Origin of the sequence: Acidovorax sp. KKS102, from assembly GCF_000302535.1 — a bacterium.
Classification (GTDB): Bacteria; Pseudomonadota; Gammaproteobacteria; order Burkholderiales; family Burkholderiaceae_C; genus Acidovorax.
Genome location: NC_018708.1, coordinates 12,545 through 37,552, shown reverse-complemented (window position 1 = coordinate 37,552; position 25,008 = coordinate 12,545). Strand labels below are relative to the sequence as shown.

At 66.5% G+C, this 25,008-nt stretch carries 25 protein-coding genes and 1 pseudogene; 9 read left to right on the top strand and 17 right to left on the bottom strand.

The annotated features are described in order from the left end of the window. Positions 1 to 28: 28 nt before the first annotated feature. Both C380_RS00170 and C380_RS00165 read right to left on the bottom strand, forming a co-directional pair. Positions 29 to 610: an NnrU family protein gene (locus C380_RS00170; protein WP_015011862.1), complete on the bottom strand. Its 582-nt coding sequence runs from the start codon at positions 608 to 610 to the stop codon at positions 29 to 31. 285 nt (positions 611 to 895) lie between these two features. Further along, the gene (locus C380_RS00165; RefSeq protein ID WP_043565843.1) at positions 896 to 1,507 is read right to left on the bottom strand and encodes a PolC-type DNA polymerase III; all 612 of its coding nucleotides are present in this window, start codon (positions 1,505 to 1,507) and stop codon (positions 896 to 898) included. Between the two features lie 144 nt (positions 1,508 to 1,651). Here C380_RS00165 and C380_RS00160 point away from each other — a divergent pair, with 144 nt between their 5' ends. Next, a complete protein-coding gene (locus C380_RS00160) occupies positions 1,652 to 1,834 on the top strand; it encodes a hypothetical protein (RefSeq protein ID WP_015011860.1) in 183 nt (60 codons plus the stop codon). Positions 1,835 to 2,101: 267 nt separating this feature from the next. Beyond that, complete coding sequence (locus C380_RS00155; protein ID WP_015011858.1) at positions 2,102 to 3,328, top strand: serine hydrolase; 1,227 nt, start codon at positions 2,102 to 2,104, stop codon at positions 3,326 to 3,328. 157 nt (positions 3,329 to 3,485) lie between these two features. On the opposite strand, the gene C380_RS00150 is transcribed toward C380_RS00155, so the two are convergent. From C380_RS00150 to dinG, 3 genes are all read right to left on the bottom strand, one after another. Continuing rightward, positions 3,486 to 3,989 carry a pyridoxamine 5'-phosphate oxidase family protein gene (locus C380_RS00150; RefSeq protein WP_015011857.1) on the bottom strand — a complete coding sequence of 168 codons (504 nt, stop codon included), beginning with the start codon at positions 3,987 to 3,989 and terminating at the stop codon, positions 3,486 to 3,488. Positions 3,990 to 4,151: 162 nt separating this feature from the next. Beyond that, positions 4,152 to 4,520: a zinc ribbon domain-containing protein YjdM gene (locus tag C380_RS00145; RefSeq protein ID WP_015011856.1), complete on the bottom strand. Its 369-nt coding sequence runs from the start codon at positions 4,518 to 4,520 to the stop codon at positions 4,152 to 4,154. Between the two features lie 62 nt (positions 4,521 to 4,582). Next, on the bottom strand, positions 4,583 to 6,910 hold the full coding sequence (gene dinG, locus C380_RS23890) for an ATP-dependent DNA helicase DinG (protein WP_015011855.1): 2,328 nt from the start codon (positions 6,908 to 6,910) through the stop codon (positions 4,583 to 4,585). A 122-nt stretch (positions 6,911 to 7,032) separates the two neighbouring features. Here dinG and C380_RS00135 point away from each other — a divergent pair, with 122 nt between their 5' ends. The 3 genes from C380_RS00135 (at position 7,033) to C380_RS00125 (ending at position 10,224) form a co-directional block, all read left to right on the top strand. Further along, positions 7,033 to 8,457 (top strand): hypothetical protein, encoded by a 1,425-nt coding sequence (locus C380_RS00135; RefSeq protein ID WP_238544057.1) that lies wholly within the window; start codon positions 7,033 to 7,035, stop codon positions 8,455 to 8,457. A gap of 105 nt (positions 8,458 to 8,562) precedes the next feature. Continuing rightward, complete coding sequence (locus C380_RS00130) at positions 8,563 to 8,862, top strand: hypothetical protein (RefSeq protein WP_015011853.1); 300 nt, start codon at positions 8,563 to 8,565, stop codon at positions 8,860 to 8,862. Between the two features lie 390 nt (positions 8,863 to 9,252). Then, positions 9,253 to 10,224 (top strand): IS481 family transposase, encoded by a 972-nt coding sequence (locus C380_RS00125; RefSeq protein WP_015011852.1) that lies wholly within the window; start codon positions 9,253 to 9,255, stop codon positions 10,222 to 10,224. A gap of 235 nt (positions 10,225 to 10,459) precedes the next feature. On the opposite strand, the gene C380_RS00120 is transcribed toward C380_RS00125, so the two are convergent. From C380_RS00120 to C380_RS00100, 5 genes are all read right to left on the bottom strand, one after another. Continuing rightward, positions 10,460 to 11,062, bottom strand: a complete 603-nt coding sequence (locus C380_RS00120; RefSeq protein WP_015011851.1) for an N-acetylmuramoyl-L-alanine amidase — start codon at positions 11,060 to 11,062, stop codon at positions 10,460 to 10,462. A gap of 109 nt (positions 11,063 to 11,171) precedes the next feature. Continuing rightward, the gene (locus C380_RS00115; RefSeq protein WP_015011850.1) at positions 11,172 to 13,073 is read right to left on the bottom strand and encodes a radical SAM protein; all 1,902 of its coding nucleotides are present in this window, start codon (positions 13,071 to 13,073) and stop codon (positions 11,172 to 11,174) included. A 107-nt stretch (positions 13,074 to 13,180) separates the two neighbouring features. Beyond that, positions 13,181 to 14,236: a sensor domain-containing diguanylate cyclase gene (locus C380_RS00110; protein WP_015011849.1), complete on the bottom strand. Its 1,056-nt coding sequence runs from the start codon at positions 14,234 to 14,236 to the stop codon at positions 13,181 to 13,183. A 58-nt stretch (positions 14,237 to 14,294) separates the two neighbouring features. Further along, the gene (locus C380_RS00105) at positions 14,295 to 14,846 is read right to left on the bottom strand and encodes a gamma carbonic anhydrase family protein (RefSeq protein ID WP_015011848.1); all 552 of its coding nucleotides are present in this window, start codon (positions 14,844 to 14,846) and stop codon (positions 14,295 to 14,297) included. 87 nt (positions 14,847 to 14,933) lie between these two features. After that, complete coding sequence (locus C380_RS00100; protein WP_015011847.1) at positions 14,934 to 15,671, bottom strand: TetR/AcrR family transcriptional regulator; 738 nt, start codon at positions 15,669 to 15,671, stop codon at positions 14,934 to 14,936. Positions 15,672 to 15,823: 152 nt separating this feature from the next. Between C380_RS00100 and C380_RS00095 the strand changes: the two genes are divergently transcribed. Further along, entirely contained in the window at positions 15,824 to 16,933 is a 1,110-nt protein-coding gene (locus C380_RS00095) for an MBL fold metallo-hydrolase (RefSeq protein WP_015011846.1), read from the top strand. 16 nt (positions 16,934 to 16,949) lie between these two features. On the opposite strand, the gene C380_RS00090 is transcribed toward C380_RS00095, so the two are convergent. Next, a complete protein-coding gene (locus C380_RS00090) occupies positions 16,950 to 18,392 on the bottom strand; it encodes a PLP-dependent aminotransferase family protein (RefSeq protein ID WP_015011845.1) in 1,443 nt (480 codons plus the stop codon). Between the two features lie 99 nt (positions 18,393 to 18,491). Here C380_RS00090 and C380_RS00085 point away from each other — a divergent pair, with 99 nt between their 5' ends. Both C380_RS00085 and C380_RS00080 read left to right on the top strand, forming a co-directional pair. Beyond that, positions 18,492 to 18,971, top strand: coding sequence for an OsmC family protein (locus tag C380_RS00085; protein ID WP_015011844.1), 480 nt, complete (start codon positions 18,492 to 18,494; stop codon positions 18,969 to 18,971). Between the two features lies 1 nt (position 18,972). Next, positions 18,973 to 19,608: an FMN-binding negative transcriptional regulator gene (locus tag C380_RS00080; RefSeq protein WP_015011843.1), complete on the top strand. Its 636-nt coding sequence runs from the start codon at positions 18,973 to 18,975 to the stop codon at positions 19,606 to 19,608. 111 nt (positions 19,609 to 19,719) lie between these two features. Here the strand turns inward: C380_RS00080 and C380_RS00075 are convergent, their stop codons facing one another. The 3 genes from C380_RS00075 to C380_RS00070 all read right to left on the bottom strand — a co-directional run bounded on the left by C380_RS00075 (position 19,720) and on the right by C380_RS00070 (position 21,742). Continuing rightward, the gene (locus C380_RS00075; RefSeq protein ID WP_015011842.1) at positions 19,720 to 21,123 is read right to left on the bottom strand and encodes a homoserine dehydrogenase; all 1,404 of its coding nucleotides are present in this window, start codon (positions 21,121 to 21,123) and stop codon (positions 19,720 to 19,722) included. Between the two features lie 122 nt (positions 21,124 to 21,245). Continuing rightward, positions 21,246 to 21,395: a hypothetical protein gene (locus tag C380_RS25195; RefSeq protein WP_158641480.1), complete on the bottom strand. Its 150-nt coding sequence runs from the start codon at positions 21,393 to 21,395 to the stop codon at positions 21,246 to 21,248. A 101-nt stretch (positions 21,396 to 21,496) separates the two neighbouring features. Further along, positions 21,497 to 21,742 carry an ATP-binding protein gene (locus C380_RS00070; RefSeq protein WP_015011841.1) on the bottom strand — a complete coding sequence of 82 codons (246 nt, stop codon included), beginning with the start codon at positions 21,740 to 21,742 and terminating at the stop codon, positions 21,497 to 21,499. A gap of 70 nt (positions 21,743 to 21,812) precedes the next feature. On the opposite strand from C380_RS00070, the gene C380_RS00065 reads away from it, so the two are divergent. After that, on the top strand, positions 21,813 to 22,115 hold the full coding sequence (locus tag C380_RS00065; protein WP_015011840.1) for an acylphosphatase: 303 nt from the start codon (positions 21,813 to 21,815) through the stop codon (positions 22,113 to 22,115). On the opposite strand, the pseudogene C380_RS00060 reads toward C380_RS00065, so the two are convergent. The 3 genes and pseudogenes from C380_RS00060 to C380_RS00050 all read right to left on the bottom strand — a co-directional run bounded on the left by C380_RS00060 (position 22,093) and on the right by C380_RS00050 (position 25,008). Beyond that, positions 22,093 to 22,894, bottom strand: a pseudogene (locus C380_RS00060) (DUF72 domain-containing protein). The gene C380_RS00065 and the pseudogene C380_RS00060 sit on opposite strands and share 23 nt — an antisense overlap. A gap of 36 nt (positions 22,895 to 22,930) precedes the next feature. Continuing rightward, positions 22,931 to 24,253: a HAMP domain-containing sensor histidine kinase gene (locus tag C380_RS00055; protein ID WP_015011839.1), complete on the bottom strand. Its 1,323-nt coding sequence runs from the start codon at positions 24,251 to 24,253 to the stop codon at positions 22,931 to 22,933. Continuing rightward, positions 24,250 to 25,008 carry a response regulator gene (locus C380_RS00050; RefSeq protein ID WP_015011838.1) on the bottom strand — a complete coding sequence of 253 codons (759 nt, stop codon included), beginning with the start codon at positions 25,006 to 25,008 and terminating at the stop codon, positions 24,250 to 24,252. The genes C380_RS00055 and C380_RS00050 overlap by 4 nt, the downstream gene beginning before the upstream one ends.

Sequence of the window (25,008 nt, the reverse complement as noted above, 5' to 3'; positions counted from 1 at the left end):
TTGCGTTGCGGGTCGTCCCGGCGTTCGATCATCGCCCCAGCGGCGCCACGCCGATCAGCCACGCATGGCCCCAGAACGCAAAGCCCACCCAGGCCACGGCGCCCACCACCACAGCCGCCGCCGTGCCTGTAGCGCTGCCCGCCGCGTACACGGTGCCCTGCGCCCGGTCGCGCTGGCGCGCGGCGCGAAAGCTCAGCACGGCCCACAGCAAGAAGCTGCCAAACAGCAGCACATCGGCCAGGTTGCCGTTGGACAGCAGATGCGCCAGCGCCCACACCTTCACGCCCAGCACCATGGGGTGGTGCAGCCGGGCCTTGAGGGCATTGCGCGGCACATAGGTGGCGGCCAGCAGCACAAAGGCGATCAGCGTCAGCAGCGCTGCGGCGTGCCGCATGCCGATGGGCGGCACCCACAGCACCACGGGCTGCTGCCGCGCCAGGCCATAGCCCCAGACGACGAGCGCCAGGCCCACGGCCGACACCAGCGAATACAGCCCCTTCCACGGCATCTCGCCCAGGCGCGTCCGCATGTGGGTGCGCCAGCCATCGGCCACGATGCGCACCGAGTGCACGCCCAGAAACAGCACCAGTCCCAGTACCAGATACCCCATGGCCAAGCCTTTCATGTTGTCGTCGTGAACAGGTTTTGAGGACGAAGGCGGGGCTGCGCCACCGGTGGCAAAGCTCCGTCGTGCAAGTCCTGATCGATTATCGGCAGAGCAGGCGATTGCACCCGTTGCGGAGGGACTTGCGCGGCCCCTGCAGACGCATGCTCTGGAGAACGGTCGTCAGCCCTGGATTCGAGTCAAAAATGCCGCAAGCGCTAGTGAATCATGCGCTAGCAGCTATTAATTCAATAGTAACTGTGCAGCAACATCGCCAGCGGGCAGGTCGGATCAGGCGCCTGCATGCTGCGCCAGCAGCGCCCCTATCTTGGGCTTGGCGCAGCGCTGCAGCGTTTGCAGCAGTGTGTAGCTGGGCTCGGCCACCCGCCAGCGTGTGCGCAGGTCGTGCTGCATGCGGGCCAGCAGCGCGGCAGCCATCTCGGCGTCCGCCAGCGCCCGGTGGGCCTGGCCCGTGCGCGGCAGGCCGTGGTAGTCCACCAGCGTGCCCAGTTGGTGGCTGGGCGCCTCGGGGTACAGGCGCCGCGACAGCAGCACCGTGCACGCAAACGGCTGCGGTGCAGCCAGCCCGGCCAGGGCCAGCTCGGCCTGCCAGAACTTGCTGTCGAAGGATGCGTTGTGCGCCACCATGGGCGCATCACCCACAAAACGCGCGGCGTCCTGCATCACCTGCGCCGCGTCGGGTGCGGCGTTCACCATCGCGTTGGTGATGCCGGTGAGCTGGGTGATGAACGACGGGATCCACACCCCAGTTTTCATCAGGCTCTGGAACCGGTCCACCACCTGGCCGCCCTCCAGCAGCACGATGGCCACCTCGGTCGCGCGTGCGCCCTGGCCGGGCGAGACGCCGGTGGTTTCAAAGTCGATGACGGCGATGGGGGACATGGGCTTGCGTGCGAAAAGGAAGGATTGTGCCGCCGCCCCGCAGGCCATCCTGTGCGCCCAGGGTGTCTGTGTGCCTCCCTGCTTATCCAGTGCGTGGCCTACACTGCCCCACTCCTTCTCTGGATGCATGGAGCCGAGCACACCATGAAGAAAAACGCCGCCCCGCCCGCCTGGCTGCGCGCGGCGCTGGACTACCTGCCGCAATGGCTGGACTTGCAACTGGAGCGCTACCGTCAGCCCGGGTGTTCCGTGGCCATTGCGCGCGGCGGCGAAACGGTGGCGGAGCTGGCGCTGGGCGTGTCCGACATGCGCACCCACAAACACTAGAACCTGTTCAAGGTCTTTTTGGAGTTGCACAAGTACCTTGCCGGGATGGGATGCCAGGCGCGGTGCGCAGCCAATAGCTTGGCTATTGACAAGCGCCGCAACGCCGCAGACCGCCCGGCAAGGCACTTGCCCGAAGGGTTGGAGTGAAATCGGGCGATTGGACGCCCCGGCTGCTTGCATGAGCACGAGCCCATGCGGCGCATCCGAAGCATCCACTCATCCCGATTGCACTTCAATGCAATCTCCAAAAAGACCTTGAACAGGTTCTTGCCCCGGCACCGCCTGCGCATTGCTTCGCACTCCAAGACCTTCACGGCAGCGGGCGTCATGCTGCTGCGCGAGCAGGGCCAAGTCGGGCTGGACGACCCCATTGGTCGCTATGTCGATGGCCTGCACAAGGACCTGGCCCGCGCCCGCATTGGCGAGCTGCTGTCGCACAGCGCGGGCGTGACACGCGACGGCCCCGATGCCGGCCAGTTTCTGGACCGGCGGCCATTTCTCTCGCGCGCCGAGCTGCTGGCGGACCTGCGCGCCAAGCCGCCGCTGGAGGCGGGCGTACAGCTCAAGTATTCCAACCACGGCTACGGCCTGCTGGGGCTGATGATGGAGCAGGTGACCGGCACGGACTACGCCACCTGGATGCAGCGCCACGTGATCGCCGCCGCAGGCCTGGAGGAGACCGCCCCCGACATGCCCCATCTGCCCCGGCGCGCGCCCTTGGCCGTGGGCCACAGCAGTGAGTTTCCGTTCGGCCAGCGGCTGATCGTGCCGGGTGACAACCCGTGCGACGCCATGGCCCCGGCGGCCGGGTTTGTGTCCACCGCGTCGGACGTGGCCCGCTTCTTTTCGCAGCTGGCGCCGGACAGCCCGCAGAGCATACTCTCGCCCGCCAGCCGCCGCGAGATGGCGCAGCGCCGCTGGCGCGACCCCTGCAACCTGTTCGAGTCCCACTACGGGCTGGGCACCATGCTCAGCGCGCCGGGACCGCGCGAATGGATGGGCCACACCGGCAGCCTGCAAGGGTTCCTGTCGCGCACAGCGCGCTACCCCGCGCTCGACCTCACGGTGACCGTGCTCACCAATGCGCAGGACGGCTTGTCCACCGAATGGGTGGAAGGCATTGCCAGCATCTTGTTTGCGTTCCAGCAGCATGGTGCGCCGGGCAAAAAGGAAGCCGCCTGGGCGGGGCGCTGGTGGAGCCTGTGGGGCGCCAGCGACCTGGTGCCCATGGGCAAGGTGGTGTGCCAGGTGGCGCCCGCCATGTTCGTGCCCTTCAACGCGGCCACCACCGAGCTGGTCGTCACCGGGCGCGACACCGGTGTGGTGCAGAAAGCCTCGGCCTACGCCAGCCCGGGCCAGCCGGTGCGCCGCGTGCGCGACGCCAGCGGCACGCCGACCGAGCTGTGGGTGGGCGGCACCCAGCTGTTGCCCAAGGACGCGATGGTGGCCGATGCCACCCGGCGCTATCGCAAGGCGCGCAATGCGCCGCGATAACGCTGGTTGCGCCTTTCGGTCAAGGCGTTGCTATTGATTGTGTAGCTGCAAGGGCATGATGCACTAGCGATAAAGACCGATTTGGTTAACAAATTCGGTGCAGCAACCGGTGCGTGGGGCCTGGCATGCCAAGCCCAACGCTGCTGCTCCGTGCCGGTCAGGACAAGGTCAGTTCCTTGTGCTCGCCCAGGTGGCGCGGGGGCTCCCCGGTGATCGCGGCCTTGGCCATCTGGAACAGTTGCACCATCTTGCTTTCGTCCACATTCCAGTACTCGGCATGGCGGATGCGCACTGCGAGCAGCGCCAGGTCGGGGTCGGACACGCCGCCTGGGAACCAAGCCTTAGCCATGGGGGACCACAGGGCTTCCTTCAGCGCGCGGTCCTCCACAAACCGCGCCTGGCCGGACACGGACACATAGCTGTCTTCGTCCGGGTCGGCATACGACACGTTCACTTCGCCGTCGGTCAACAGGCGCTCGTACAGCTCGCCCGACTGGGAGATGAAGAAGTACAGCTCGGCCTGCTCATCCAGCTGCCGGTTCTGGGTGGTCAGCGGGTGCGCGTGCAGCATGCCCGTGGACGTGCGGTGCGTGAGCATGCCAAAGCGGATGTCCTTGATGAGCTTCCACAGGGTCTCGTGGGCGGGGGATTCAGTGTGCATGGGGCCTCCAGCAGGGGGTGGGGAGTCGAAAGGGTCCGCGCCATTTGGGTGTTCGCGCGGCCATCCATGCACTCTAGGCACCCTCGCTGCACCCTGGCGTCGGCGTGCAGCGCCGATGCCTGTGGGTGCTTGTCTGACACGGGGTGCTGCGCCCCGCGCCGATCAGGCCTTCTTGAGAAACTCTGACTTGAGCAGCATGCTGCCCAGGTCCGTCTTGCAGTCCACGTTGTGGCCGTCGGCGCCATCGACCAGGCGAATGCTCTTGATCTTGGTGCCCTTTTTGAGGGTGGACGACGAGCCCTTGACCTTGAGGTCTTTCACCAAAATCACCGCATCGCCATCGGCCAGTGGGTTGCCGTTGGCATCACGTACGGCATCGCGCATGATGCCCTCGCCTGCATCGGCGTCGGCTTCTGCTGCATCGGCCACTTGCGGCCATTCAAACGCGCAGTCGGGGCACACGTAGTTGCTGCCATCGGGGTAGGTGTTCTCCAGGCCACATTGGGGGCAGGCAGGTACGGTGTGGGGCATGGGGGTCCTCTCTGGGGTTGTTGTAGTGGTTATGAATTCAAAGGGGGCAAAGTATCACCGCTTCACAGCGGTGCACGTTGCTCCAGCGCAAACGGTGGCAAGCCCTTGAGCAGCCGCTGCCCGTAGCTGGTGCGCGTCAGGCGCTTGTCGTAGCAGTACACATGCGCCATGTCTTCTTCGGTGCGGATCGCGCGACCCACCCATTGCGCCAGGCGGATGGCGGTGGCGGGCACCACCAGTTCGCTGAAGGGGTCGCGGCCCACGGCGCGCAGCCACTCGGCGCGGGCCTCGCCCACCGGGTCGTCAGGCGGGGCAAAGGGCAGCTTGGTGATGAACACCGATTCGCACAGGCGTCCCGGCAAATCCAGCCCCTCGCCAAACGACTGCATGCCAAAGATGACCGAGGGCTCGCCGTTCTCCACCCGCTCGCGGTGGCGCTTGAGCAGCTGCGTGCGCGGCAGTGCGTTCTGCACCAGCACCACGCTGCGCATGGCGGTGGGCAATGCATCCACCGCTTGGCGCATTTGCTCGCGCGAGGTGAACAGCACCAGCGCGCCGTATTCCACGCGCGCAATGTCGTGCAGAAGCGCATCGACCATCTCGGTGGTGAACTGTGCAGCGTTCTTGGGGTCGGCGCGCGTCTCGGCGGCAATCAGCGTGCCTTGCGCCGCGTAGTTGAAGGGGCTGGGGACTTCCAGCGTGGTGGTAGCCGCGTCGCCATGCAGACCCGCCTCGCGCAGAAAGAAATCAAAGTGCCCGCAGCTGGTGAGCGTGGCCGATGTGAGCACCGCGCCGCGCACCGCGCTCCACAGGTGGTTGCGCAGCGTGGTGCCGGGCAGGATGGGGCTGGCGTGCGCCTTGACCACGATGAAGTCACCGTCCACCTCCAGCGTGAACCACTTGGCGGCAGGCACTGCGCCCTCAGGCGCGTCTTGCAGCAGCAACTGGGCCGTGGCGTGCAGCTCTTCCAGGCGCGGGGCCAGCATGCCGATCTGCGCGTACAGCGTGGACAGGCGCTTGGCCTCATCGGGCTTGTCGCGCATCTCGGCACGCAGGGCTTTGCTGATGGCGCGCAGCGCGTCGAGGAAGCCTTCGGCACTGGCGGCCAGCAGGCCCAGCGGCGCAATCAGCGGCTCGGGCAATTCGCCCCGGGGCACGCGAACGCGCGCCGGGCCCCAGGCGCTGGGCTGGCGCAGGGGATTCTCTGCACGAATCCTCGCGCCGTGGGCATCTGCGGGCTCGGGCGGTCTGCCGCGTTGGAAATGCTCGCCATAGCGCCCGCTATGGCTGTGCTTTGCGCCTTGCAGCCCATCCCGATCCGCAGCGCCCACTTGCCGCTCGATTCGTCCAGAGAATCCCTTGAGCTGTTCGCCATACACATCCATCACGATGCGCGCCAGGTCTTGCAGCGTCTGCCGCAATTGGGCCGAATGCTTGGGGATGTCGGCAATCTCTTCGACCTCCAGCAGCGCACCAATGCGCAGGCCCCGGCTGGACAGGCGCTCGATCCAGGTAATGCGCGACAGGTCCATGCTGCACGCAAATTGATCCAAAGCGGTCGATGGCAGGTGGTGGGCTTCATCCAGCACCAGCAAACAGTTGTCCAGTTCGGGCAGTACGCGCGCGCCCAGTGACGACAGCAGCAAATCGTGGTTGGCCACGATCACCTGCGCGCCCACCAGCTCCTTGCGCTTGTCGTAGTAGGTGCACTGGCTGAAGGCCGGGCAATGCTTGCCGGTGCACGATGCGCCCTCGGCCGCCACGGGGCTCCACACTTCCGGTTCAGGGGGCGTATCGAGACTGTCGCGGTCACCATCCCACGCACCTTTGGACAGCGTCTGAGCCATCGTCGAATAGAACTGGATGCGCGCCTCGGTCTCGTGCCGGGGGCGCTTGGCGCGGGCCGCGGCTTCTTCCTCGGCAAACAGGTCGTCTTCGCCCTCCTCCTCCGCCTCGCCATGGCCTGCCAGGCGGTCCAGCTTGAGCTTGCACACATAGCGCCCGCGCCCTTTGGCCAGCGCAAATTTGAAGGGCTGCGGCATCAGCGCGGCCAATGCAGGCAGGTCCTTGTTGACCAGTTGCTCCTGCAGCGCCACCGTGGCCGTGGAGATCAACACCCGCGTGCCGCGCGCCAGCGCCAGCGCAATGGCGGGTGCGCAATACGCCAGCGACTTGCCCACGCCCGTACCCGCCTGTATCACGGCAATGGAGCGCGTGGGCGCGGGATCACCGCTTTCTTCGTCCACCTTGCCCAGCGTGGCACTGCTGAATGTACGCGCCACCTGCTGCGCCATCAGCCGCTGGCCTGCGCGGCTGCGAAACCCCTCGGTGGCCTGCACCACCGCATCGAAAGATTCAAGGGCCTGCGCGGCCCACACCTGTTGAGACATACAGTAGTGTCGCATGCTCCAGACGGCCTGGCCGCCGACCGTGCGATGCGGCCAAATTCTGGCCTTGTAGCAACCCCTTGGCCGCACAATCCGCGCACGACGACACCATAAAAGGGGATGCGATGCGAGGGAGAACAGCGCAGGCTGCAGGCCTTGGCCTGCACGGGGTCAGGGCGTGGCAGCAAGCCTTGGCGCAATGGCTGGGCTGGGCGGTGCTGGTCGTCTGCCTGGTGGCCAGTGGGGGAGCCGGCGCGCAAACCAAAACGTCGCCAGCGGTGGCGCAGGCAGACAAAACCCAGGAGCGCCGGCGCTTGCTCGCGCAGCAAGTGCTGCCCACCGACCCGGCACGGTTTGCCTGGGGGCGCGCGGCCGAGGCCGTGGGCCAGGGGGCGGATGCGATTTATCTGCGGCTGGCCTTGGCGGACGATTGGCTACGGGCGCTCGAAGGCGCGCCGGCGCCCGCAGCGAGCAGCATCGAAGCCGCCATCGCCCATGGCCGGGAGCTGGACCCCTATTTTCTGGAGCGCCGTGCCCAGGCCGTGTGGACCACCATCCTGAAGGCGCAGCAGTTGCGGGTTGAGTGGGATCGCGATGGCCCCGAGGTGCCCCGCCCGCCCGAGCTGGATGCGCTGGGGGCTGAGCTGGTGCAGGAGGGGCCGGGCTTGTGGGTGCGGCGGGCGCAGGACGGACGGCTTCGGGGGCTGTACCTGTGGGTGGGTGTGCGCAACATGCTGGCCGAACCCCTGCCCCTGCCGGAATTCGCGCTGCAGCTGGGCCGCACCGGCATGCAACCAGCGGCGCCGCGGCTGCAATGCGCACTACCCCGCTACACCACGCGGCAGCTGGTGCCGCCGCAAACCACCCAGCAGTACCTGTGCAGTGCGGTCGAGGGCGGCTACGGGCTGCCACCCGCTGGCGTCAGCTGGCTAGCGCAGATGGGGCACTGGTTCAGCCAGGGGGCGGCGCTGCAGACCGTGATTCCCCAGTACGACCAGGCCCTGTCGCGCACCGTACGCATCCTTGTGCAGATGGACAACCCGGCGGTGGACAGCTTTCTGCGCGGCGCCCGTGAATCCACCGAGAAGCAGGAACAGCTGCAAAAAGAACGGTCCCAGGCGGAGGCCGCAGCAGCTAAGAAGGCCCGTGAAGCAACGCCAGCGCGCCGCTCTGGCGAGTCACTGCCGCTCTGGCTCAAGCGGCTGGCGTTCCTGGGCGGGGTGCTGGGCGCATTGACGCTGTATGGCCTGCTCGCGCACCACGTCAGCGTGGCGGTGGCGTCCGGGGTGCTGTGGTGGGGCCTGGCCATTCCGAGCGCGATCGTCCTGCACTCGATCTGGACCATGGGCGGGACCGATGGCTGGGGCAAACTCGCCGCGATCATCATGTCCGGGGCCGCCATCGTGGCGCCTTTCGTAGGCACGCTCGCCGCTTACACGGTCTACAAGCTGGTGGTAAGCGAACAGGCGCGCCGCAAGGCAATCCTCTTCTTGCTTGGCGTGGTCGTGTTCCTGCTGCTCCATGCGCTGGAGCGATGGTTGCTTTGGTGACAACAGACTCCGCGCGCCCGCAGCAGCGCAGGGCCTGGGCCTACAACGCGGTGTGGCTGGCGCCGCTAGGGTGGAGGGACTTCATGTTGGATACCAAGGCCCCGTATGAAAACGACCCCCACTGCCCCCCGAAAGGAAGAGGAGGTTATCCCCTCCGCCCCCGTCCCCGCCCGCACCGAGCGGCGCGTGAACACCACCCAGCCCGCTGCGCAGCCCGGCAGCGGCCCCGAGGATCTGAGCGCCCCGGAAGGCCGCCTGCCGCATGAGCGCGACCAGTCCATCGATATGACCGACGGCGTGCGCCACCCCGAAATGGAGCAGGCCTACGAAGACCTGGAACGTGGCCTGCAGGACACGGACCGTGGGGTGCCAGCCCAGCAGGCTTATCAGAAGCAAAAAGATTAGGTCGAGCCAATTGGCCGTACACGTTCTTGTTTGAGCCCTGAGGTCCTAGCGAAGCCGGAGCTGAGGGGTGCCTGAGTTGGCCACGTGCAGGCTTTCTTGACGCAATCAGCGCAGCTGAAATGTTCTGCTTGTCACGAACTGCAGCTACTGTGGAGCGATATTTTCTTGCTCTCGAATAAGCAGATATTGAAAGTCTCCTGCGCACTCAAGAGTACCGATGCGATCTGGCCGTAAAGTCCAACTGCAAATACGAAGTTGATGAATGAGGCGGCCTTCTAAGTGTCACATCCCGGACGATTGCATAGACTCCAAACGCTATCCACTCTTCATGGCGCGAGCGGTTCTAAAGGAGTTGATAGAGTCCTTGCAATCCACCCAGGGAGTGAAGCCATGTTGATAGCCCTGCACAAGAACGCCCGCACCACGCCCGCCGTGCGCGCCGAGATCGCAGCCAGCAATGAACCAGCCAGCGTCCTGGCCCAGCGCTTTGGGATCACTGAGCAGACGGTCTACAAGTGGAAGAAGCGTTCCGTCTTTGCAGACCGCTCTCACACTGCCCACCACCTGCAGACCGTGCTTACGCCAGCACAAGAAACAGTGGTGGTTCACTTGCGGCGTACCTTGCTGCTGCCTTTGGATGACCTGCTGGCCGTGACACGGGAGTTCATCTGTCCCCATGTCTCGCGCTCCGGGCTGGACAGGTGCTTGCGCCGCCATGGAGCGGGCAACCTCAATGCTCTAAAGCCCCAGCAGCCTGCGCTGGCCTACAAGACCTTCAAGAGCTACGAGCCAGGCTACGTGCACATGGACGTGAAGTACCTGCCCCAGATGCAGGATGAGAGCAGCCGGCGCTACCTGTTCGTGGCTATCGATAGGGCCACGCGTTGGGTGTTTGTGCAGCTCAAGTCCAACAAGACCGCCGCCAGTGCACAGGCCTTCCTCAAGGCGTTGCACAAGGCCTGTCCGATCAGGATCAACAAGCTGTTGACCGACAACGGCAAAGAGTTCACGGACCGTCTGTTTGCCAGCCGGGAACGCGAACCCAGCGGCAACCATGAATTCGATCAACTGTGCCAGGAGTTAGGCATCGAGCACCGACTGACCAAGCCCAGAACACCCAGAACCAACGGCATGGTGGAGCGATTTAACGGCCGCATTGCGGACGTTTTGAAGACCCACAGGTTCAACAGCCGCGAAGACATGGAGCAAACCCTGCTGCGCTATGTGGCCTTGTACAACCACCAGTTACCGCAGTCAGCGCTCAAGAGCAGTACGCCGATGCAGGCGATGAAAGAGTGGTACCAGACCCACCCGCACCTGTTTCACAAGCGACTATATGATCGTACGGGATGCGACATCTAAGTAGCATGGTGCGAGATCAAATTCGTCGTGAATAAGGCGACTGCTGACAGTTTTTGCACTCTTAAAAAAATCCTGAATCTCACCACCTGAAAAATCCACATCTGATGGGCGGCAGACTTCAGAATCGCCGGATACATATTTATAAGATCCTACGATGGTCTTAGGCTGAAAAAAAATATGAAGAATCCTAAGACCAACGCCGCCAATGTTGCCAATGCAGCGAGGCAGGCGAACTTCATTTCCAAACGGCGGTAGCCGCCTCTCCAGGGTTTTTGTAAGAGACGGCGGGATGGCGGTATACGTCCTGCAGAGAAATGGAGAAGTGGGCATACAGCTCTCCAGTCAACCATTGCAATGAGTTGTTTTGCTCGGAAGTCACCGACTCATAAGTTTTTGCGTCAATGCTGCGGCCTACGATTTCGATGCCGATCGAGTCGCCGTTGATGGGGTAGCGCTGTGGGTATGTCTTGGCCCGCTCGTGCGCGTCCAGCGCTTTGACATGGTTGGACCATGACATCGCTTGGATTCGAGCCATCGCCACGCTGTCACATGAGGGCTTATCGATTTCCAAGCATCGGGAGCGAATATGCCGTCCCACGTGTTGGCATCGCATCAGCAAACTCGCGGTCTGATAGACCTGCCCGTTCTTGTCTATCAGAAAATGCGCGCCGTGCGGATTTTTTGCATAGCTGTTGAATGTTTGCTGGGCGGTGGATGAGTCTGTTTGGTGTAGGACCAGCGCTACGACAGAACTCAACGGCCCATGTTCCAAGTTGAGGAAGCGACGAACGATGATGCGACCGTCGCTGATGATTCCCTCGGGTGATACTTTAAGCATTCATGTATCGTATTTTTTCCGTGGGGCTTGTTGACGTTTCTGTTGTTAGAGGATCGAAATCCTTGTGACGATTTGAAATACAGAAATCGGTGACCACCACCTAAATCGGCTACCTCAACGCCCGCTCGATCCGGTCCCGCCGCACCGTCGTCTTGGGCACCTTGAACGGGAACCACATGCGCACGTCTTCTTCCAGGCCGATGCCGTGCATGTAGTTGTAGATGGCCTTCTTCAGGCCCGCGCCCAGCGCGTCGTGGTCCACGCCCGTGGGGTCGATGAAGGCCACGTCGTTCTTCGCAAAGTCGCCCGGCGGCAGCGGCGCCAGGGTCACGCCGTATTCCTCGGGGTTTTGGCCCACAGGGGAATGCACGGTACAGGCAAAGCGGTGGAAGAAACCACTCTGGATGCAGCCATTGGCGAACAGCTGGCGCACGTATTCGAGCGCGTCCACCGTGTCCTGCACCGTCTGGGTCGGGAAGCCGTACATGAGGTACGCATGCACCAGGATGCCTGCGTCGGTGAAGGCCTTGGTCACGCGCGCCACCTGGTCTACGGACACGCCCTTTTTCATCAGGTTGAGCAGTCGGTCTGACGCGACCTCCAGCCCGCCCGAGATAGCGATGCAGCCGCTGTCCGCCAGCAGCTCGGCCAGGTCGGGGGTGAAGGTTTTTTCAAACCGCACATTGCCCCACCAGCTGATGCCGGTGCCGCGCGCGATCAGCTCGGTGGCCAGGGCCTTGAGTGCCTTGGGCGGCGCGGCCTCGTCCACAAAGTGAAAGCCTGTCTGCCCCGTCTCGCGCACGATGGCCTCAATGCGGTCGGCCAGCACGGCGGCGCTCGCGCCTTCGTAGCGGCTGATGTAGTCCAGGCTCACGTCGCAGAAGCTGCACTTCTTCCAGTAACAGCCGTGTGCCACGGTGAGCTTGTTCCAGCGCCCATCGCTCCACAGCCGGTGCATGGGGTTGAGCATGTCCAGCAGAGACAGGTAGCGGTCCAGCGGCAGGCCGTCCCAGGTGGGGGTACCCACCTCGGCGAAGGCGATGTCCGCTTCCATCATGTTGACGTACTGCACCGCGCCATCGTCACCGCGCACGAAGGTGCGCACCAAGCGCTGGCGGCCGCGTTCACCGCGCAGGTGTTCCAGCAGCGCCAGCAATGGGCGTTCGCCCGCGTCCAGCGTCACGTAATCAAAGAAGTCGAACACACGCGGGTCGGCCAGCTCGCGCAGTTCGGTGTCCACAAAGCCGCCGCCGAGCACGGTGGCGATGTGTGGGTGCCGCGCCTTGATGGCCTGCGCGATGCGGAAGGCTGCGTAGACAGAACCGGGGAACGGCACCGATAGCAGCACCACGGTGGGCTGGTGCTTGGCGATGGCCTCGTGCGTGAGCTGCTCCAGCATCTCGTCCACCAGCGTGGGCGGCGCAGCCAGGGCGTTGGCCAGCGGGTCGAACGTGGGTTGGCTGCCCGCCAGCGATTCGGCGTAGCGCACAAACTCAAAGCGCTCGTCCACCGCGTCGCGCAGCACGTCGGCCAGGTCGTTCAAATACAGCGTGGCCAGGTGCTTGGCTTTGTCTGTCAGGCCCAAAGCGCCAAAGGCCCAGCCCAGCGGGTCGCCGCCTTCGTCATCCACGTACACATCCAGCGTGGCAAAACGCGGCCCTTCGGGCAGGTAGTTGCGGCCCACGATGCGGTGGGCCAGCGTGCTGTCGCGGCCCTGCAAGAAGGCAATGGCCGGGCCGATGGTGGCGAGGTAGCGGTCCTTTTGCGCCGCAAAACTTTGCACGGCAGGGCTCTGCTTTTTGGCGGGCAGCGCGTCCACCTTGGCGGCCACGGCGCGCAGCCCTTCGGGCGAGAGCAGGCGCAGCACCAGCGCCAAGGCCAGGTCTTCCTGGGACGCCGTCACCCCCCGCGAACGCAGAAAGCCCGTGAGGTAGGCGGTGGAGGGGTATGGCGTGTTCAGCTGCGTCATCGGGGGGATGACGGAGAGCACGCGGCACGGAGAAGAGGCCATGGAACTTGGGGTTGTGAACGCAGATTATCCCGGCCCCCGCGTGGCCGCGTGCGCGTGTGGCCTCTGCGGCAGGCGCACGGCCCTGCGCTGGTGGCGTGACGGTCGCCTCAGCCCTCGGTCGTCAGGCCGCTGCGGGCATGCGCCAGCGCGTCGTGTGTGCCCCGACGCGCGAGCTTCACGCGGTACATCGTCTGGTCGGCCACGCGCAGCACCTCTTCGATGCTGCGCTGTTGGTCAGGGGTGATGGTGACCACGCCAACGCTGGCGCCGCCGTAGTCGAGCGATGCGCCGGGCAGGTCAAACCGCCCTTGCGTGGCCTGCGTGATGCGATGGCTGAGCGCATCCTGCGCGGAATGCGCAGAGTCGCCCGCGTGATCGCTCAGACTGACCACCACAAACTCGTCCCCGCCCAGGCGCGCAGCCAGGTCCTCGGTTCGCAGCACGCTCCGCAGGCGCTCTGCTATGGCTACAAGGAACTGGTCGCCCACCTCGTGGCCGTGGGTGTCGTTGATGGCCTTAAAGCCGTCCAGGTCCAGGAACGCGATCTGCACACCCATCTGGCGGCGCCGGCCCTGCGCCAGCATCCGGTCCAGAGCCTGCACGAGGGCGCGGCGATTGGGCAGGCCGGTGAGCTGGTCTGTGGCGGCCACGGCGGCGAGCTTTTCGTTGGCGACCAGCAGCTTTTGGATGAGCTGTTCGCGTTCCACCTGTTGGCCGATGAGGTAGGCAAACAGCGTGAGGATGCGCTCGGCCTCGGGTGTGCGCGGGCGGCGCTGGGTGCTGGCCGCGCACAGCGTGCCGTACAGCGCGCCATTGCCCATGCGCACGGGCTTGCTCACATAGGTGCGGATGCCGAGGTCGCGCGCGGCCTGAGAATCGCCCCAGCAGGCCGGTACGTCGTCCGTGAAGGTGCGGCCCTCTTCGAGTGCTCGTTTGCACAGCGTGTCGTTCCAGGGCACGGTCAGGCCTTCGGGGATCTGCATGGCGCTGGAATTGCGCGCATACAGCACATGCTGCACGCCCCGAACTTCGTCAATGGACGTGAGGTAAGTGGACTCCAGCCCCGTCACAGCCTCCAGCATTTCCAGCAGCGGGCGCGTCAGCTCCTCCACGGACCGTGCGGTGGTGACGGATTCGGACAGATGGTCGAGAAGTTCGCTCATACGCCAGAAATTATGCGCTGCCGGGCCGCTATTGACCACGGCGGCCTGTAGCCGCGAATCAGTCGATGGGGGAGGGCTCTGAACGAGGAAGATAGTTGTTCTTCACCCGCACATAGTGCTCGGCCGAATACTTGAGGTACGCAATCTCTGCATCGGTGAGCGCGCGCTGGCGCACCGCAGGGCGGCCGATGTAGAGGTAGCCGCTCTCCAGCACCTTGCCCGGCGAGACCAGGCTGCCCGCGCCCAGCATCACGCGGTCTTCGATGATGGCGTCGTCCATCACGATGGAGCCCATGCCGATGAGGCATTCGTTGCCGATGCGGCAGCCGTGCAGGATGACCGAATGCCCCACCGTCACGTAGTCGCCGATGACCAGCGGCGAGCCCTCGGGCTTGCTGGCGTTGCGGTGCGATACATGGCCCATGGTCAGGTCCTGCACGTTGCTGCACACGCCCACGGTGATGCGGTTCACATCGCCGCGCAGCACGGCGTTGCACCAGACCGAGCTGTCACGGCCCAGGGTGACGTCACCGATGACCTGGGCAGAGTCGTGGATGAAAACGCCGGTGTCCAGAACCGGGGCGGTGTCGAGGTAGGGGGCGATGGGCATCGTGGTGTCAGGCTGCGTGGAAAGAACGGGCGAGCGTAGTGCAAATCGCCCCGTGTGCCGGCGATCTGGCCAGAGTGGTGGCGGTGATCAGCGCGCGGGCGCGCGGCGCGCGGTGGGCTTGGCAGGTGTTGCGCCCCGGGCTGCCGCTGCCTTGCCGGTGCTACCAGCCTTGGCCTTTTTTGCCGGGGGGTGTGCCTCTTGAGTGGGCGCAGCGTAGAACCCCAGAAACATGTCCACCGCATCGCCCAGCACCTGCTGCTGCTGCGCTGCGCTCAGGGGCGGCTGGCCCATGGCCAGCTGGGGCCAGAACGCAAAGGCCTTGACCATGCCCTGCAATTGCTGCGCGGCATAGGGCACGTCCATGGCGGCGCGCAGGCGGCCGTCCTGCTGGGCGGCGCGCAGCCAGCGCGGCAGGCCCTCCTCCTTGGCCGAGAGCTTGGCGGTGATGCCGCGCGCGCGTTCGGGCGAATGCATCATGTCGGCCATGGCCACGCGGCTCAGGTCGATGAAGCTCGCGTCGTTGAGCAGGCGCATCTTTTGCGCCAGCAGCTCCAGCAGCTGGTCGCGCAGCGGGCGCGCGGGTGTGTAGGCCAGTTCGTCCGGCGACTGGCTGCGCTCCCACATCAGCAGCAGGATGGCCTCGAACAGCTCTTCCTTGCTGGGGAAGTGGTTGTAGACCGTGCGCTTGGACACATCCGCCGCTGCCGCCACGCGGTCCATGCTGGTGCCGTTGAAGCCGTGTTCGCGGAACTCGCCGATGGCGGCCTGCACGATGGCATCGCGCTTGCGGTCGGTCAGGCGAGGGGTGGGCTGGGAGGCGATCATGCGCAAATTTTACACCGGGTAGTTTACTTTTATGAAAAGTGAACTACACTGTGCAGTGTAATTTCTATGTCGCAGATCCGGTGCCCTTCCCTTTCGCCCATCGCCGCCGTCTGCTCCCGGCAGTTTGTGTCGCCCTCGTTGTACTGATCGCCATGGCCTACAGCCTCTTTTCCCGCGCCGCCCAGCCGGCGGCCGCTTATGAACAGTCGCCGCAGTTCGCGGGTGGCAAGTTTCGCAACGCGGCGCCGCGCCATGCGCTGGGCGCCCTCAAGACGTTGCAGGTGATGTGGCGCTTTGCCACCGGCAAGCCTGACGACTCCGTGCCGCGAGAGCCCGTGCCGGTGTATGCCGTGATGCGGTCGGATTTGCTGGCCGCGCCCGACCTGAGCCTGTGGCGCCTGGGGCACTCCACCCTGCTCTTCAAGATCAACGGCCAGTTCTGGTTGACCGACCCAGTGTTTTCCGAGCGGGCCTCGCCCTTCCAGTTCCTGGGGCCCAAGCGTTTTCATGCACCGCCCATCACCATCGACGAGCTGCCGCCCATCACCGGCGTGATCCTGTCGCACGACCATTACGACCACCTGGACTACGCCGCCATCCAGAAGCTCGCACCCAAGGTGGAGCACTTCATCACCCCGCTGGGCGTGGGCGACCGGCTCATCGGCTGGGGCGTGCCTGCGGACAAGGTGCAGCAGTTCGATTGGTGGCAGGGCATCACCATCAGCGGGCTGCAGCTGGTGGCCACGCCTGCGCAGCATTTCTCGGGCCGGGGCCTGTCAGACGGCAACAGCACGCTGTGGGCCTCGTGGGTGCTGATCGCGGGCCAAGGCGCCGACCAGGTCCGCGTCTTCTTCAGTGGCGACACGGGCTACTTCGACGGCTTCAAGGCGATTGGAGAGCGGTTTGGTCCGTTTGATCTGACGCTGATCGAAACCGGCGCCTACAACGCCGACTGGCCCGACATCCACATGCACCCCGAGGAGAGCCTGCAGGCCCATCTGGATGTGCAGGGACGCCATCTGTTCCCCATCCACAACGGCACCTTCGACCTGTCGCTGCACCCGTGGGTGGAGCCGTTCGAGCGCATCACTGCGCTGGCGGCGGCAGCGCAGGTGCCGCTGGTGGCGCCCATCATGGGCGAGCGGCTGGACATTCGCGCGCCCGCGCTGTCCACGCACTGGTGGCGCAGGGTGGAGCCGCAAGCAGTGGTTCAGACGGAGGGCCTTGGCGCGGCCCTGGCCCGGCAGCCTGGCGCGTGGTGACGCACCAGCGCCCGCATCACCGCTGACGCACGAGGTCCCCCACCACGCGGGCCGCCGCGCGGATCTCTGCCTCGTCAAACCCCGCATACCCCAGCAGCCAGCCCCGGCGCGCCGACTGCATCGCATAGCGCGACAGCGGCGCCAGCATTACGCCCGCCGCCAGCGCCTGGCGGCTCAGGGTTTCGTCGTCGGTGCCGGGGGCTACCTCGTGCAGCAGGTGCATGCCGCGATCACTGGTGGCCACCTGCCAGGCGCCGTTGCTGGCCTCGGCCAGTGCGGTGCGCAGCATGTGCTGCCGGTGTAGGTACAGCTCGCGCATCTGCCGCAGGTGGCGCAGCAGATGGCCTTCGGCAATGAAGCGCGCCAGCACCGCTTGCGCGTCGCCCGGTGCATGCCGGTCGGTGATGGCGCGGGCCATGGCAAAGGCCTCCACCAGCGCGGGCGGCACCACCACAAAGCCCAGGCGCAGGCCGGGGTGCAACGTCTTGCTGAAGGTGCCCACGTACAACACGCGCTCCGAGCCCGGCAGGCTGCACAGCGCGGGGACCCGCTGGGCAGCGCCGCCGTACTGGAACTCGCCGTCGTAGTCGTCTTCGACCACCCAGGCGTCGTGTGCGCGCGCCCACTGCAGCAGCGCCTGCCGCCGCGCGAGATTCATGCACACGCCGGTGGGGAACTGGTGCGTGGGCGTGACGACGGCCATGCGGGCATGGGGCCACTGCGTCGCAGCGGTGTCGATGCGCAGGCCGTCTCCATCCATGTCCACCGGCCGCGCCAGCGCGCCGTGGCCCAGCAGGCTGGCGCGGATGCCGGGGTAGCCGGGGTCTTCCACCAGCACCTCGTCGCCCACGTCCAGCAGCAGCCGCGCAATCAGGTCAATGCCCTGCTGCGAGCCCGAGCACACCACCACCTGCGCCGCATCGCAGCGGATGCCGCGCGACGCCCACAGCCACTGCGCCACGGCCTGGCGCAGGTCGGGGTCGCCGGCCGGGTCCAGGTACTGCGCGCGGTGGCTGCGCTGGCCCGTGCTGGCCTGGCGGGTCAGGCGGTCCCACAGCGCAAACGGAAAGGTGGCGACCTCGGGCGCGCCAATGCGAAACGCCTTGGCCGCCGCCAGGGGCGGGCGCCAGCGCGCCGCCGTGTCGGCGATCAGCTGCCCCCGGCGCGACAGGCCCCGGGGCGGCGCCACCAGGCCTTGCGCAGCGGGCAGTGTGGCGGCCACGGCCTGCGACACATAGGTGCCGTCGCCCACGCGAGCCTCCACATAGCCCTCGGCCTGCAGGCGCTGCAGGGCCCACAGCACGGTGTTGCGCGACACGCCCAGGCTGGCCGCATGTTCGCGCGAGGGCGGCAGGCGCGTGCCCGCGCGCAGGCTGCCCTGCTCGATGGCGCGCCGCAATTGGGCGTACACCTGCTGGCGCAGGGTGGCGGTGGTTCGATTGGCTCCGGGGCTGGGCACTAATTGGCCCTTTCAATGGGGCGTTGCACTCATAAACTGAAGAACCATTGTAAAAACCCGGGCCGCAGCTTGCCGGCCTGATCCTGTTGAAAGCACCCCATGGCCGAGCACACCGCCACCATCACCTGGTCCCGTGGCAACGACGACTTTCTGGACAAGCGCTACCACCGTGCCCACACCTGGCAGTTTGATGGCGGCGCCACCGTGGCCGCGTCGTCGTCGCCCCACGTGGTGCCGCTGCCGTACTCCGACGCGGCGGCGGTGGACCCGGAAGAAGCCTATGTCGCCGCGCTGTCGAGCTGTCACATGCTGTGGTTCATGGACTTTGCCAGCCGCGCGGGCTACCGGCTCAACCACTACACCGACGCGGCCGTAGGCACCATGGCCAAGAACGCAGAGGGCCAGCTGGTGGTCACCCATGTGCAGCTGAGGCCCGTCACGCGCTTTGATGCGGCGCACGCGCCCAGCGCTGCGCAGCTGGACGAGCTGCACCACCGCGCCCATACATCGTGTTTTCTGGCCAACTCGGTCAAGACGCAGATCGACTGCGCCCCGGTGCTTGAAGTCGAAGGGGGCTGACATGGCCAACCCCAACCGGCAGTTTCAGGTGGCCGATGCCGCCGCCCAGCAAGCCCTGGTACGTGCCCAGCCTTTGGCCACACTGGTCATTGCGCACGAAGGCGCGCAACACGTCAATCACATCCCGCTGTACCTGGACCCGGCGCGCGGCCCGCAGGGCACGCTCATCGGCCACGTGGCCCGCGCCAACGCGCTGTGGCCGCTGTTGCCCCAGCAGGCGGTGGCGGTGTTCCACGGCCCGCAGGCCTATGTGTCGCCCTCGTGGTATCCGTCCAAGGCCCTGGACGGCAAGCAGGTGCCCACCTGGAACTACGCCACCGTGCATGCCCACGGCGCACTGAGCGCGTTTGACGACCCCGCGCGTCTGCGCGGCATCCTGCACACCCTGAGCGAGCAGCACGAGGCCCACCGCCCCGGCCCCTGGCGCATCGACGACGCGCCGCCCGACTACATCGACAAGCTGCTGCGCGCCATCGTGGGCATCGAGCTGGCGGTGGAGCGCTGGGAGGGCATCTGGAAGGTGAGCCAGAACCGCACCGACACCGACCGCGCCGGTGTGGTGCAGGGCCTGATGGCGGAGGGCACCAGCGCGGCCGAGGACATGGCGGCGCTGGTGCTGGGCCGGTTGATGGCGTGATGGCTGCGACCGGAAGGGGCTATCAAAATTGATAGCGTCCCAGCCATGATGCACTAGCGCTACCGCCCGTTTGGTGCCAAAACCTCGTGCTAAAGCGTTTTCAGGCGCCTTTCACCCTTCCAGTGTCTCCACCCGCAGCGTGACCACCGGCCCCGCCACTGCAGGGTGCGCCGCCAGTGCAAACACGGCCAGGTCCACGGTGGACTGCGCCACGGCATCGGTCAGCACCAGCACCTGAGGGCCGCTGCCGGGGGGCAAGGCCTTGTCGAGCGCCAGTGCCACCTGCAGCACCGGCACCTGCTGCGCAGCCAGCCAGGCGCCCACGGCCTCGATCTGCTGGGCGCTGTGCACCGGCACGCGTAGATAGTGGCGGGTGTGCACGGCCGCCCGGGGCAGTACCGCCAGTTGCTCGTCCACGGCCTGGGGGTGGAAGCCCAGGTGTGGCACGCGCTGCGCCGCGTGGGTGCCATCGAGCCGCGCCACATCCACCAGGTCGGCAATCACGGCCGATGCGGTCTGCTCCGCCCCCGCGCCCGCGCCGTAGTACATCGTCACGCCCGACGCATCGCCCTTGACCATCACGGCGTTCATCGACCCGTTCACATGCGCCAGCAAATGTGTGGCGGGCACCAGCGCGGGCTGCACGCGCAGCTCAACCCCCTCTAAATTGCCTTCTGCGTCACCTTCCTTGCGCCGCTTGGCCACGCCCAGCAGCTTGATGCGAAAGCCCAGTTGCTCGGCGCATGCCACGTCCAGGCCCTGCAGTGCGGTGATGCCCTCCACCTGCGCATCGGCAAACCGCACCGGCATGCCAAACGCATTGGCCGCCAGCAGCGAGATCTTGTGCGCGGCGTCCATGCCTTCGATGTCAAACGTCGGGTCGGCCTCGGCGTAGCCCAGCGCCTGGGCCTGCGCCAGCGCTTCGGCAAAGCCCACACCCTCGTCGCGCATCTTGCTCAGGATGAAGTTGGTGGTGCCGTTGATGATGCCCGCCACCCACTCGATGCGGTTGGCCGTGAGGCCCTCGCGCAGCGCCTTCACGATGGGGATGCTGACCGCCACCGCGCCTTCGTAGGCCACGGCCACGCCGTGCTGGCGCGCGGCGGCAAAGATCTCGTTGCCATGCTCGGCCAGCAACGCCTTGTTGGCGGTGACCACATGTTTGCCCGCGCGGATGGCGGCCAGCACCCAGTCGCGCGCGGGGCCGGTGCCGCCGGCGGCCTCCACCAGCACATCCACGTCGGGGTGCGTGGCGACTTGCATCGGGTCGTTGGTCAGCGCCACGTCCTTGCCCACCACACTCATGGCGCGGGCCAGGCTGCGGGCGCAGACCACCACCAGCTTGATGCCCCGGCCCGCGCGGGCGGCAATCAGCGCCTGGTTGCGCGCCAGCACGCGAAAGGTGCCTGCGCCCACGGTACCAATGCCAATCATGCCCACGCGCAGGGGGCGCATGGCCGTGGCGGACGACGGCAACAACGGGGCTTCGAGGGACTGGACGGGATCGCGGTACATGGACTTCTCCGGCTAACGAGCAAACAAAAAAACCCAGCTGCCAGAGCTGGGTTTCGTGCATTCGTCTTGGGGGAGAAGAGAGCGATCACCAGGTGGCTGCCGAAACGGCCACCTGCGCGTGCTCAGGTGGCCGCGGTGGTAATGGTGGTAATCATTCGTGCACCCAGTGCCCGCTGTTCACCACTGGCCCGCGTGAGTGCGGGCGGCATCATGCCCATGCCTTGGAAGGCAGCGGCGCGTGCGGTGGTGATGGGGAGAGAGGTGAACGACATGAAGGGCGCAGTGTACCGGATGCAGGCCGGGGCCTGTCAACCTGCCTGTACGCGCTTATGCGCATCTGTTTGCGCTTGTGTGAGCCTGTGGCGCAACGGCCTCACCGGGCCTGGGTGGCCGCCACCCGCACCATGCGGATCGCATCGAATGGGCAGCGCACCGCACACAGCGCGCACCCGGTGCAGCCGGGCGCATCGTGCAGGGTGGAGCACTTGGGGCCCCAGGGCCCCGTACCCAACACCTGCAGCGACAGCACATGCGGCGGGCACACCGCAATGCACCAGCCGCAGCCGGTGCAGCGCTGGGGGTCGATGGTGGGCAGGGCCTTGGGGGTGGTGTTGGTCATGGGGTGCGGTGGTGCTGGCAGTGTGCCCCTGGAGCGGGCTCCCCACAAGGAGCGCGCTACAGTGCCCCCTATGAACGCAGAACCCCACTCCACCATCACCCGCCATCTGTTGATCACCGGCCAGGTGCAGGGCGTGGGCTACCGCTGGTCCATGGCGCAGGCCGCCAATCGACTGGGCGTGACGGGCTGGGTGCGCAACCGCCAGGATGGCCGCGTGGAGGCCTGCGCCTGGGGCCCGGAACCCGCCGTGCTGGCGCTCATCGACTGGGCACACCAGGGGCCAGCACATGCGCGGGTGGACCGCGTGGTGGTGGGCAATGTGCCCGATGGCGGCGAGGCCCCGCAGGGCTTCACGCAGCGCGAGACGGTGTAGCGCCCAGCTGCCTGAGCAACTCCATCGCCCCTGCCGGCGCCCGCTCTTTGGCGCCGTTGATGAAGTACACAAACACATCGCGGGGCCGCTCGCCGCTGGTCCAGGTGCGCACGCCCTGCGCCCACTGCGCAATCGCATCGGCGGTGTAGCCCGTGGGCACATCGGCCTGGCCACGCATCAGCCGCAGGTAGGCAAAGTCGGCCTCTGCATCCGCGATGGCGGGAAATTGGTCGGAGTCGGTGTACACAGGCACGCAGCCATACCGGCGCGCCAGCGCCACAAACGCTGGCGTTGCAAAACTCGGGTGGCGCACATCCAGCGCGTGGCGCAGCCGCAGGCCGTCCACCTGCTGCGGCAGCAGGGCCAGAAAGGCCTCGAAGTCGCCCGGCTCAAACGCCTTGGTGGGCATGAATTGCCACACGATGGGCCCGAGCTTGTCCTTCAGTTCCGAGATACCACTGTCGATAAACCGCGCGATCGAATCGCCCGCCTCGGCCAGCACGCGCCGGTGCGTGGCAAAGCGGTTGGCCTTGAGCGAGAACACAAAGCCTTCGGGCGTTTCATCGCGCCACTTGGCAAAGGTGGGGGGGCTTGAAGGTGCTGTAGTAGGTGCCGTTGACCTCGATGGCCGTGAGCTGTCGGCTGGCGTACTGCAGCTCCTTGCTGTGCGCCAGTCCTGCGGGGTAGAAGCTGCCGCGCCAGGGCTCGAAGGTCCAGCCGCCAATGCCGACGCAGATGCGTGGGGTGCTGTCACTGGGCTCGGGGTTGCTGGCAGAGATGTCCACGGTGTTGTCCTTCAGGAGTCCACGGAGCGGTCACTGTAGCAGCGGCGTGCCTGGCAGCTCGACGCGCGCTTCCAGCCCCTGCGCGCCGTCCGCTCGGGGCCCCAGCACTAGGCGGCCGCCCAGTGCCTGGGCCAGTTCGTTCGCAATGGCCAGGCCCAGGCCGGTGCCGCCCGTGCCCCGGTTGCGCGAATCCTCCAGCCGCACATAGGGCTGCAGCACGGCGGCCAGGTCCGCCGGGGGGATGCCAGGCCCATGATCGGTGACGCGCACCAGGCACTGGCCTGGCCTCTCTGCCTCCAGCGTCAGCTCAGCGGCGCCTGCAAACTTGAGCGCGTTGTCCACCAGGTTGCACAGCAGGCGGCGCAGGGCCTGGGGGCGGGTGTCGCAGGTCACATCCACTGCCTGCAGCACTTGTACCGGCAGGCCGGCATCGGCGTAGTCGCGCGCAATGCTCTCCACCAGAGCGCGCAGGTCCACGCGCTGCGGGGGCTCGCGCACGGCCTGCGATGAGCGCGCGTAGGCAATGCCCTCTTCCACCAGCGACTGCATTTCGGCCAAGTCGGCGTGCAGCTTGTCGCGCAGCGTGGTGTCGTCCAGCAGATCCGCGCGCAGGCGCAGCCGGGTGATGGGTGTTTGCAGGTCGTGCGAGACGGCGGCCAGGATCTGCATGCGTTCCTGAAGATGCGCCTGGATGCGCTGCTGCATGTGGTTGAAGGCAACGGCGGCGCGCACCACTTCGCGCGGGCCGTCTTCAGCCAGCGGCACGGTGGGGCGGTCGGCGCCCAGCGCATCGGCCGCATCGGCCAGCGTGCTCAGGGGCCGCGTGGCTGCACGCACGGCCCACGCGCACAGGCCCACCAGCAGCGCCAGCTGCAGTGCCAGCGCGCCCAGCACCCAGGGCGATATCTGCAGCCGGGGCTCGTCCATGTCCACGGCCAGGGGCGTACCGTCGGCCAGGCGCAGCTGCAGCCGCAGCTCGGTGCCCGGCACATGGGGGTCGATCACCTGCACGGCCCGGTCGGCAGGCAGTGTGGCTGCCATAGCGCTGGCGACCAGGCGTGCGAGCTGGGACGGGTCTGCGGGGGCGTCCAGCGGTTCGACCAGCGCAAAGCGGTAGTTGCGGCGCGCCAGCCGGTCCACCCACTGTGCGCGCTCGGCAGCGGGCAGGCGCTCCAGCATGGCGACCGAGCTGGCTACGTCACTGGCGAAATACGACACCATGGCCCGCCGCATGGTCATGCTGCGCTCGGTGAACGCGAGCACAAACGTCAGCGCATGTGCCAGCGCCAGGCCCAGTGCCATCACCAGCAGGATGCGCCCGAACAAAGAGCGCGGCCACCAGCGCAGCGTCATGGCGCGGCTCCTGCGGGTGCTGCCGCAGCTTGCACATCGGCGCAGAACACATAGCCCTCGTTGCGCACGGTCTTGATGTAGCGCGAGCCGCGTGCGCCATCGCCCAACCGCTGGCGGACGCGGCTCACCAGCAGGTCGATGGAGCGGTCGAACACATCGGCATCGCGCCCCTGCGTGAGCTGCAGCAGTTGGTCGCGCGTGAGGATGCGCTGCGGGTGGTCCAGCAGCACGCGCAGCAGCCGGTACTCGGCGCCCGACAGCGCTACCACCGCGCCCGTGGCATCGAGCATATGGCGTGCCGTGGTGTCCAGCCGCCAGTCGCCAAACGCAAGGTGGCGCGCGGGCTCTGCCACGGCCAGGTTGGGCGGCAGCATGCGCGTGCGCCTTAGCACGGCGTGGATGCGCGCCAGCAGCTCGCGCGCGGCAAAGGGTTTGGTCAGGTAGTCGTCTGCACCCAACTCCAGGCCCAGGATGCGGTCCGCCTCGTCGCTGCGCGCGGTGAGCATGATGATGGGCAGCGGCGGCGCGCCGGGGCTGCGCAGCTCACGGCACAGGGTGATGCCGTCGGTACCCGGCAGCATCAGATCCAGCACCAGCAGGTCGATGCGCTGGGTGGCCAGCACCTCGCGCATCTGCCGCCCGTCGGCGGCCACGCTCACCTGCAGGCCCTGGCGCTGCAGGTATTCGGCGGCCAGCTCGCGGATGCCGGCGTCGTCATCGACGATCAGGATGTGGTCGGGCGGGTGCGTCGTCAT

What these genes read in the sequence shown, in the direction of transcription:
- C380_RS00170 (WP_015011862.1), bottom strand. Translation starts at nt 610, where the DNA reads ATGGGGTATCTGGTACTGGGACTGGTGCTGTTTCTGGGCGTGCACTCG.
- C380_RS00165 (WP_043565843.1), bottom strand. Translation starts at nt 1,507, where the DNA reads ATGTCCCCCATCGCCGTCATCGACTTTGAAACCACCGGCGTCTCGCCC.
- C380_RS00160 (WP_015011860.1), top strand. Translation starts at nt 1,652, where the DNA reads ATGAAGAAAAACGCCGCCCCGCCCGCCTGGCTGCGCGCGGCGCTGGAC.
- C380_RS00150 (WP_015011857.1), bottom strand. Translation starts at nt 3,989, where the DNA reads ATGCACACTGAATCCCCCGCCCACGAGACCCTGTGGAAGCTCATCAAG.
- C380_RS00145 (WP_015011856.1), bottom strand. Translation starts at nt 4,520, where the DNA reads ATGCCCCACACCGTACCTGCCTGCCCCCAATGTGGCCTGGAGAACACC.
- dinG (WP_015011855.1), bottom strand. Translation starts at nt 6,910, where the DNA reads ATGTCTCAACAGGTGTGGGCCGCGCAGGCCCTTGAATCTTTCGATGCG.
- C380_RS00135 (WP_238544057.1), top strand. Translation starts at nt 7,033, where the DNA reads ATGCGAGGGAGAACAGCGCAGGCTGCAGGCCTTGGCCTGCACGGGGTC.
- C380_RS00130 (WP_015011853.1), top strand. Translation starts at nt 8,563, where the DNA reads ATGAAAACGACCCCCACTGCCCCCCGAAAGGAAGAGGAGGTTATCCCC.
- C380_RS00125 (WP_015011852.1), top strand. Translation starts at nt 9,253, where the DNA reads ATGTTGATAGCCCTGCACAAGAACGCCCGCACCACGCCCGCCGTGCGC.
- C380_RS00120 (WP_015011851.1), bottom strand. Translation starts at nt 11,062, where the DNA reads ATGCTTAAAGTATCACCCGAGGGAATCATCAGCGACGGTCGCATCATC.
- C380_RS00115 (WP_015011850.1), bottom strand. Translation starts at nt 13,073, where the DNA reads ATGGCCTCTTCTCCGTGCCGCGTGCTCTCCGTCATCCCCCCGATGACG.
- C380_RS00110 (WP_015011849.1), bottom strand. Translation starts at nt 14,236, where the DNA reads ATGAGCGAACTTCTCGACCATCTGTCCGAATCCGTCACCACCGCACGG.
- C380_RS00105 (WP_015011848.1), bottom strand. Translation starts at nt 14,846, where the DNA reads ATGCCCATCGCCCCCTACCTCGACACCGCCCCGGTTCTGGACACCGGC.
- C380_RS00100 (WP_015011847.1), bottom strand. Translation starts at nt 15,671, where the DNA reads ATGATCGCCTCCCAGCCCACCCCTCGCCTGACCGACCGCAAGCGCGAT.
- C380_RS00095 (WP_015011846.1), top strand. Translation starts at nt 15,824, where the DNA reads ATGGCCTACAGCCTCTTTTCCCGCGCCGCCCAGCCGGCGGCCGCTTAT.
- C380_RS00085 (WP_015011844.1), top strand. Translation starts at nt 18,492, where the DNA reads ATGGCCGAGCACACCGCCACCATCACCTGGTCCCGTGGCAACGACGAC.
- C380_RS00080 (WP_015011843.1), top strand. Translation starts at nt 18,973, where the DNA reads ATGGCCAACCCCAACCGGCAGTTTCAGGTGGCCGATGCCGCCGCCCAG.
- C380_RS00075 (WP_015011842.1), bottom strand. Translation starts at nt 21,123, where the DNA reads ATGTACCGCGATCCCGTCCAGTCCCTCGAAGCCCCGTTGTTGCCGTCG.
- C380_RS25195 (WP_158641480.1), bottom strand. Translation starts at nt 21,395, where the DNA reads ATGTCGTTCACCTCTCTCCCCATCACCACCGCACGCGCCGCTGCCTTC.
- C380_RS00070 (WP_015011841.1), bottom strand. Translation starts at nt 21,742, where the DNA reads ATGACCAACACCACCCCCAAGGCCCTGCCCACCATCGACCCCCAGCGC.
- C380_RS00065 (WP_015011840.1), top strand. Translation starts at nt 21,813, where the DNA reads ATGAACGCAGAACCCCACTCCACCATCACCCGCCATCTGTTGATCACC.
- C380_RS00055 (WP_015011839.1), bottom strand. Translation starts at nt 24,253, where the DNA reads ATGACGCTGCGCTGGTGGCCGCGCTCTTTGTTCGGGCGCATCCTGCTG.
- C380_RS00050 (WP_015011838.1), bottom strand. Translation starts at nt 25,008, where the DNA reads ATGACGACGCACCCGCCCGACCACATCCTGATCGTCGATGACGACGCC.